Consider the following 1,986-nt stretch of genomic DNA (forward strand, 5'->3'; position numbering starts at 1 on the left):
GCGGGCACTTCATCGGCTGGGCCAACATGTACTGGCCCGTCGCCTCCCCCGACCGCATGGTCATGGTCGGCACCGCCTACCAGTCCATCGGGCTCGGATTCCCGAGCGTCGCCGGCGCCGCCGCGGCCGTGCCCGACGCCGCCGTGGTGCTCACGACGGGCGACGGAGGCGGGCTCATGGCGCTGGCCGACCTGGAGACCGCAGTGCGCACCGCGGCGGGCCGCGGCATCGCCGTCGTCTGGAACGACGCCGCCTACGGCGCCGAGGTGCACGTGTACGGGCGGCAGGGCATCACCGAGGAGCCGATGCTCATCCCCGAGGCGGACTTCGCGGCGCTCGCCGGGGCCGTGGGCGCCGAGGGTGTGGTCGTGCGCTCGCTGGCCGACCTGGACCGGGTGGCGGCCTGGGCGGCCGAGCCCGTCGCGGACCGCCCGTTCCTGCTCCTTGACTGCCGCGTGTCAGGGGCTGTGGTGGCTCCGTACCAGGAGGAGATCCTGCGGGCCAACCGCACCCGATAGCCGTCTGACCTCGGGGAACGGGACCAAGGTCCCGCTCCGCGCGGGGCCGCGGACCCTGCTGCCGACGTGCGGCCGGCGAGATGGTGGACTCAGGCGCTGGAAGACGTCCGGCGCACCACCTGGAGGACATCATGAGCTCCGTCAGCCACAACCCCGCCGAGTGGGCGCACGGGACCGCCGCGCAGAGTCAGGCCGCGGCGACCACGCACGTCACGAGCGAGGCCGTCTCCCGGTACGCCTTCGCGGGCGTCCGGCTGCTGCTCGCCGTCGAGTTCCTGTGGGCGTTCGGCGACAAGCTCTTCGGCTGGGGCCTGGCGACCCCGTCCGACGCCGCCTGGATCCGGGGCGGCTCCCCGACCGAGGGGTACCTGGGCGGCGTCCAGGGCTCCTTCGCCGGCTTCTTCAACTCCATGGCCGGCAACCCGGTCTTCGACTGGCTCTTCATGATCGGCCTGCTCGGCATCGGCCTGGCGCTGGCGCTCGGCATCGGCATGCGGATCGCGGCAGGGGCCGGCGTGGTGCTGCTGCTCCTGATGTGGATGGCATCGCTGCCCCTCGAGAACAACCCGTTCGTGGACTACCACCTGATCGACGCGGTCCTGCTGATCGGCCTCGCCGCCTTCCTGGCCGGCGACACGATGGGCCTCGGGCGCTGGTGGTCCCGGCTGCCGATGGTCAAGCGGTACCCCGTCCTGCGATGACGACTCGCCCCGTGGTGCCCGTCCCGGTCGTGAACCGGACGGGCACCACGGCTACGGTAGGGCACATGGTGGTACGTGTGTTCCTCGTCGACGACCACGAGGTGGTGCGGCGCGGCGTGGCCGACCTGCTGGAGTCCGAGCCCGGCGTGCGCGTCGTGGGCGAGGCCGGGACCGCCCGGGAGGCGCTGGCCCGGGTGCCGGCCGCCGAGCCCGACGTCGTGGTCCTGGACGTGCGCCTGCCCGACGGCGACGGCGTCACCGTCTGTCGTGAGCTGCGCTCGCGCATGCCGGACCTCGCCTGCCTCATGCTCACCTCGTTCGCCGACGACGAGGCGCTGTACGACGCGATCCTGGCCGGGGCCGCCGGCTACGTGCTCAAGCAGGTGCGGGGCACCGACCTCGTGGAGGCGGTGCTGACCGTCGCCGCGGGCGGCTCGATGCTCGACCCGCGCGCCGCGGCCCGGGTGATGGAGCGGCTGCGGTCGGAGGCGCACCACGAGCCGGACCCGCTGGCGCAGCTCACCGACCAGGAGCGCCGCATCCTCGGGCTGATCGGGCACGGCCTGACGAACCGGCAGATCGGGAGCGAGCTGTTCCTGGCCGAGAAGACGGTGAAGAACTACGTGTCCAGCATCTTCGCCAAGCTCGGCCTGGAACGGCGGGCCCAGGCCGCCGTGCTGGCCGACCGGCTGGAGCAGCAGGACAAGCGGCGCGGCCCGTGAGGGTCACGGGTCCAGCGCGTCGTCGCCGGGCAACGGCACCCGCCA

At 73.3% G+C, this 1,986-nt stretch carries 3 protein-coding genes; all 3 read left to right on the forward strand.

All coding sequences use genetic code 11. From position 1 onward, the window contains the following. Window positions 1-518 (forward strand): thiamine pyrophosphate-dependent enzyme (locus tag PROKR_RS25160; RefSeq protein ID WP_036969056.1); only part of this gene is annotated, 518 nt, incomplete at its 5' end. 131 nt (window positions 519-649) lie between these two features. Beyond that, on the forward strand, window positions 650-1,219 hold the full coding sequence (locus PROKR_RS25165) for a hypothetical protein (protein WP_036969058.1): 570 nt from the start codon (window positions 650-652) through the stop codon (window positions 1,217-1,219). 65 nt (window positions 1,220-1,284) lie between these two features. Then, window positions 1,285-1,941 carry a response regulator gene (locus PROKR_RS25170; protein ID WP_036969211.1) on the forward strand — a complete coding sequence of 219 codons (657 nt, stop codon included), beginning with the start codon at window positions 1,285-1,287 and terminating at the stop codon, window positions 1,939-1,941. The last annotated feature ends 45 nt before the right edge of the window (window positions 1,942-1,986 follow it).

The organism is Promicromonospora kroppenstedtii DSM 19349, assembly GCF_000515355.1.
Lineage (GTDB): Bacteria > Actinomycetota > Actinomycetes > Actinomycetales > Cellulomonadaceae > Promicromonospora > Promicromonospora kroppenstedtii.

What these genes read in the sequence shown, in the direction of transcription:
- PROKR_RS25165 (WP_036969058.1), top strand. Translation starts at nt 650, where the DNA reads ATGAGCTCCGTCAGCCACAACCCCGCCGAGTGGGCGCACGGGACCGCC.
- PROKR_RS25170 (WP_036969211.1), top strand. Translation starts at nt 1,285, where the DNA reads ATGGTGGTACGTGTGTTCCTCGTCGACGACCACGAGGTGGTGCGGCGC.